Here is a 6,000-nt window from a genome sequence, read left to right as displayed (position 1 = left end):
TAAATTCATCATTGTACCTTTGCCGCTGTTCACCCATTGTGAACACCTCCTCGTTAATTGTATTATCTTAAATTTGTTAACGAGGTGTCCACTTTTTATTCTAGCTGCAAACCTCCAGTTAAATTCAACCCAAACCTGCTAAATCTAAGTTTAGATGGAAAACCTCCAGTTATTTCAGCTAAGTTAGGCCGTTCTGAAGAGAATATAGCCAAATGAACTTCAGAAAATCCAGTTATTTACTTTAAATGGTGTTTTTCAAGCAAATTAACTACAGGAAATCCAGTTATTTGCCCGAGGAGTAAGTTTACAGCAAATATCGCCAGCTATTCAACAGACTGCTCTGTCGCACTCTCGTTCTTATCCTTCTGCTGCGCCTTCATCAACTTATCCTTCATTTCATCCCGCTTCGGTCGACGATCCTTCAGTGACAAATGTTCAGGCGTTTCCTGATACACTTTTCTTCTACCAATTCGCCGCAAATTTTCTGGCACTAAGTTGAATTTTTCATCTTTCATGAGGGCAATGATGCCGGTGCTTTCTGGTTGTTTTTGAATGCCATATATTTCGTTGAAATATTCATCTGCACGGCCTGGTATATAATTTTTCGGCTCTGGATAGCCGACGATTACACCTTCATAATTGCGCAGAATGACTTTATCCTGACTTTGTGAGATGAGATAGTTGGGTTGGAGTGCGATTTTGCCGCCACCACCAGGCGCGTCGACGACGAAGGTAGGCACCGAATACCCAGAAGTGTGACCGCGCAGGGACTCAATAATTTCAAGCCCCTTGGAAACAGGTGCACGGAAATGTCCGATACCCTCGGATAAATCGCATTGGTAAATGTAGTAGGGGCGTACACGCATTTTTACAAGATCATGCATGAGCTTCTTCATAATGTAGGTGCTATCGTTAATACCAGCGAGAATCACGGATTGATTACCCAGCGGAACACCAGCGTTTGCAAGCATCTCGCAGGCTTTTTGCGCTTCGTCCGTTATTTCTAGAGGATGATTGAAGTGGGTATTCAACCATATCGGGTGATATTTACGGATAATATTGCACAAATGCTCTGTAATTCGCTGCGGGAATACCACAGGAGCTCTCGTACCAATCCGAATGATTTCAACATGGGGGATCGCCCGCAAATTTTTCAGAATATACTCCAAAATATTGTCGTTAATTAATAAACCATCCCCACCAGACAGCAGGACATCGCGTACTTCTGGTGTATTTCGGATGTAGGCAATCGCATCATCTAACTGTTTCTTCGGCACACCCATTCCAACCTGGCCCGAGAAACGACGGCGCGTGCAGTACCTGCAGTACATAGAGCACTGATTCGTTACCAAGAATAGCACCCGATCCGGGTAACGATGCGTTAAGCCAGGTGTAGGGGAGTCTTCATCTTCAAAAAGCGGATCCTCCAGATCATATTTGGTTTTTAATAATTCAGCAGAAATCGGAACAGATTGCATACGAATTGGGCATCGAGGGTCATCGGGATTCATTAAGGATGCATAGTAAGGTGTAATATTTAAGGGAATGGTTTGCGTTGAAATGCGAACGCCTTCCTCTTCCTCCGGAGTTAGCTTCACGACCTTCTTCAGATCATCTAATGTTCGAATCGTATGTGTCAGCTGCCACACCCAATCATTCCATTGCTCATCTGTCACATGCTTCCATAGCTCAATTTGCTTCCAGTTACGTTGTTCCATCATTGCACCTCCAGCATGGATGTCTTCTCACCTATACTAAGATGCAAGAAGGATGCCAACATGCCACTTTCCTTTGAAAAAAAGAAAAAAGACTCCTCGGAGTCTCACTGAAACCCTATAGTTTTCAAGGTTTTCTACCGATCCCATAACGGTTCAGCTTATATTGCAGGGCTTGCCGCTTAATACCGAGCGCTTGTGCGGTGAGCGTGATGTTATATTGATGCGAAGCTAGCGCATTCGTAATGGCTTCCTTTTCTAGTTGTTTCACTTTATCCGTTAATCGACTGGTCGTGATCTCTGCAATAGGGTCACTCCGAGGGCTGGTTCGAAGCGGTGTCGGGATTGCATCGCCGAAGAGATAAGCAGGCAGATGGTGATCTTCAATCCTTTCGCATTCCAGTTCCAACATATTATATGTCGACTCAATCGCATGGCTTAATTCACGAATATTACCAGGCCAATGGTAGTTCGCTAAAATGGCCAAAGCCGAGGGAGATAATCCCGTTATTTTCATCCCGAATAAGTGATTGAATTTGTCAATAAAATGGGAAGTAAGGAGCGGGATATCTTCTATTCTGTGTGCTAGTGGAGGCAAGTGTAAATTCACGACATTGAGTCGGTAATAGAGGTCGCTTCTAAGTACGCCTGTAGCTAATGCTTCTTTGGGATCGATATTCATGGCGGTAATGATGCGAACATCGACTTGTTGCTCCTGTGTTCCGCCGACCCGACGAACGATGCCATCTTGTAAGACTCGCAATAATTTGGCTTGCAGAAATAAATCCAAGCTATTCAATTCATCTAGGAAAAGAGTACCCCCATTCGCTTGTTCGAATAATCCCGCTCGATCTATGGCACCAGTAAACGCGCCTCTTGCGGTTCCGAACATAATGCCTTCCATTAACTCATTAGGCACTGCGGCACAATTCTGAGCAATGAATAGTCGATTCCGCCGGGCACCAGCATTGTGAATGCTATGAGCAAATAATTCTTTCCCAGTGCCGGTCGGTCCTGATATCAGAACAGGCGAGCTTGTGCGCGATGCCTTTTTGGCGAAAGCAATGGTTTGCAGGAAGCTTTCACTTTGTCCAATTAAATCACTGAAATGGTAACGAGCAGCGCTCGCATTTTTTTTATCCTTAGACGGGGATTCATAGATCTGATGTCGTAGATCCAAGATTTGATCATGCAGATGAACGATACTCGTGATATCCTTAGCAACCTCTAACGCACCGATGATTTCGCCATTTTCCAAGAGTGGGTACGTGCTATTGATGGTTGTAATCCTTTTCCCTGTAACATTCACATAGGTTTGAATTTTTTCGCGGATGTCATTGCCTGTTTGCAGTACTTTCATGAAGGTACTCGTTTCGTTCGTCAGGGAAGGGAAGAGATCGAAGAAGTTTTTCCCCACAACCTGTTCCTTTTTTAAACCATCCGTCTCCGCCATCTTCTCATTATAAAAAATAGTAATTCCCTTATTGTCAATCAGGTGAACACCGACATCGATGATCGTCAACATCTGCTCAAAATATTTAGATCCATGATCGTTCTGCTCGGACATTACGTTCACCCGCCTCACGAAGAATGGTTGAGTGGTTCAATTAACAGCTTATGATGCACGATTTGGAAACATGACAAGGACATGATGTGCAGTTCTTCCCCATATAAATCGAGTAAAACGCGATGACGACATGAGAAAAAGGTGGGTTAGCGGTGAACACACACGTCTATCGGCCCAAGAATCCAGTACGCTTTGTCACGGCTGCAGCTCTGTTTGACGGACACGATGCGACCATTCAACTTATACGAAGGATTTTACAAGCATCAGGGGTTGAAGTGATCCATCTGGGTCATAACCGATCTGCACAGGAAGTTGTTCATGCAGCAATTCAGGAAGATGTGCAAGGGATCGCCATAAGCACTTATCAGGGGGGACATATTGAATACTTGACGTACATGTATGATCTTCTCCAGCAAAAAGCTGCCGGACACATTAAAATATTCGCCGGTGGTGGAGGCGTTATCATCCCTAGTGAGATTCATCATTTGCAGCAATATTCTAGAATATTATCTGAGCCGCGGGATGCATATCGACGATTTTGCGCCGAATTTGTCTTATTTTTTCAGCAATGGATTGGATCCGGAATATACCGTAATGGGTAGAGTGGCGCGTCGCATCTGGGCAACGCTAATTCGAAATCAATATGGCGGCAATGCGCGCAGTCAGAAGTTAAAATACCATATTCAAACATCAGGCCGCTCCTTGCATGCTCAAGAAATGGATTTCAATGATATACGAACCAGTCTGCAGGCTCTTATGGCGATCTACGATAATTGTAATTCCTTGCACACGAACGCCTATATTGAAGCGATTACAACACCAACAGTGAATTCCGTTCGAAGAGCGATGGCCATTCAATTAATTATTAATAAGGAATTGGGCTTGACGAAGAATGAGAATCCGCTGCAAGGCGCTTTTATTGTGGATGATTTAACAGATCTTGTGGAAGAGGCCGTACTAGTTGAATTCGAGCGAATTCATGAACGCGGCGGTGTCTTAGGGGCCATGGAAACGCAATATCAACGTGGTAGAATTCAAGAGGAATCTATTATATATGAAGGTAAAAAGCATTCCGGAGAGCTGCCGATTATCGGTGTGAATACGTTTGTTAAGGGGAGTGATCCTCTTCCTGCTGCAGAAATTGAGCTGGCTCGTTCCACAATTGAAGAGAAGGAAACGCAAATTGCAGGGCTACAAGTTTTTCATGAACAGCACAAATTAGCTTGTCCTGCAGCTCTGGAACGATTGAAGCAGACGGCACGCAATCATGGGAACATTTTTGAAGAACTGATGGAAACAGTTAAAGTCGCTTCGCTTGGGCAAATCACGGCTGCCTTATATGAAGTTGGCGGACAGTATCGCAGAAATATGTAAAAGTTGATAGATTGCTATAGCTCATTCGTCCATTCCATGATATATATGTAGGGAGCCAAATTTTGTTGAATGGAGTGAGATGAATGAGAATCGCCACGCAATTGTATACAGTTCGTAACTTTTTGCAAACCCCAGAGGATATTGCCGAGAGCTTGAAGAAAGTGAAGCAAATAGGGTACCAATCGGTGCAAGCATCAGGTGTTGGTCCTATTGGTGTTCATGAATTTAAAGCGCTTACGGATCAAGCGGGTCTGAGTATTTGTGCGACGCATATCGGGTATAACGATTTGTTAAACGATATGGATTCTGTCATTGAGAAGCATTTGGCCTGGGAATGCAAATATGTGGGACTTGGTGGTTTACCGCCAGAATTCCGCGAAACAAGCCAAGGGTATGCCACATTTGCAAAACAAGCTTCCGATTTTGGCAGACAATTGAAAAATGCTGGTTTGCAATTCATCTACCATAACCATGATTTTGAATTTGCCAAGTATGATGGGAAAACAGGTATGGAGATTTTGTTTGACGAGTCTGATCCGGAAACCGTGGATTTTGAGCTTGATGTGTATTGGGTCCAAGCTGGCGGAGCCGATCCCATTGAATGGATTCGCAAAGTGGACGGACGGATGAAAGTTGTCCATTTCAAAGATATGTGCATTACGCCAGATCGGCAACAGCGCTTCGCTGAGGTTGGTGAAGGCAATATGAATTTCAAAGGCATCATTCAAGCCTGTGAGGAAATTGGCGTGGAGTGGGCGGCCGTCGAGCAGGATGACTGCTTTGGACGCAATCCATTCGAAAGCCTGGAGATTAGCTACGCTAATCTTGCTCGCTTAGGGTTAAAGGGATAGATTTGTTTGTGTGAGTAAGGAGCTGGGCGCTTTGGGCGCTTGGCTCCTTTTTGTTTTGGTGGTAGAGATGGGGACTGAGCAAGCGCAATCGAGCCCCATTAACTCGAAAAATCGAGTTACGGAGCCGCGAATGCGCTGTCGCGCATCACAGACAGACCAATAGTCCGATTTTGCCGATCTAATTTCACTGAATGCGGCATTTAAGTTTGAATAGTCCGACTTTGCACAACTAAATCGACGGTATCGACCTAAAGACACGAAAACCGGGGAAATAGGTGGGTAAAATCGGACTATTGGTCATTTCCTCCGCTTATTTCTCATTTTAAGTGGGCAAAATCGAACTAAAGCTACTCTCGGCCACATGTTAAATTGAACACGGGAATAATGAGGAAATTTCACGCCAACAAATCAGGAGATCTAGTAGAAAACCTCAATGTATGTCAGGTTTTATCACTCATTAATGATGAACTAAACTTTATGTTTAACATTGTCG

General features: G+C 44.1%; 4 protein-coding genes and 1 pseudogene. 3 read left to right on the top strand and 2 right to left on the bottom strand.

From position 1 onward, the window contains the following. Nucleotides 1-323 precede the first annotated feature (323 nt). Nucleotides 324-1,721 (bottom strand): lysine 2,3-aminomutase, encoded by a 1,398-nt coding sequence (gene kamA, locus AC58PV_RS23945; protein WP_497435020.1) that lies wholly within the window; start codon nt 1,719-1,721, stop codon nt 324-326. 121 nt (nt 1,722-1,842) lie between these two features. Next, nucleotides 1,843-3,282, bottom strand: a complete 1,440-nt coding sequence (locus AC58PV_RS23940; RefSeq protein WP_497435019.1) for a sigma-54 interaction domain-containing protein — start codon at nt 3,280-3,282, stop codon at nt 1,843-1,845. A 152-nt stretch (nt 3,283-3,434) separates the two neighbouring features. On the opposite strand from AC58PV_RS23940, the gene AC58PV_RS23935 reads away from it, so the two are divergent. The 3 genes and pseudogenes from AC58PV_RS23935 to AC58PV_RS23925 all read left to right on the top strand — a co-directional run bounded on the left by AC58PV_RS23935 (nt 3,435) and on the right by AC58PV_RS23925 (nt 5,507). Next, nucleotides 3,435-3,884, top strand: coding sequence for a cobalamin-dependent protein (locus tag AC58PV_RS23935; protein WP_497435018.1), 450 nt, complete (start codon nt 3,435-3,437; stop codon nt 3,882-3,884). Then, nucleotides 3,781-4,656 (top strand): annotated as a pseudogene (locus AC58PV_RS23930) (methylmalonyl-CoA mutase family protein); the annotation flags it as partial. The gene AC58PV_RS23935 and the pseudogene AC58PV_RS23930, both read left to right, overlap by 104 nt. 83 nt (nt 4,657-4,739) lie before the next feature. Further along, nucleotides 4,740-5,507: a sugar phosphate isomerase/epimerase family protein gene (locus AC58PV_RS23925; protein ID WP_497435016.1), complete on the top strand. Its 768-nt coding sequence runs from the start codon at nt 4,740-4,742 to the stop codon at nt 5,505-5,507. Nucleotides 5,508-6,000 lie beyond the last annotated feature (493 nt).

This window comes from Paenibacillus sp. J22FR83, assembly GCF_059691955.1.
Note: the sequence above shows the minus strand (reverse complement) of the source record. Positions and strands in the feature narration are given on the sequence as shown.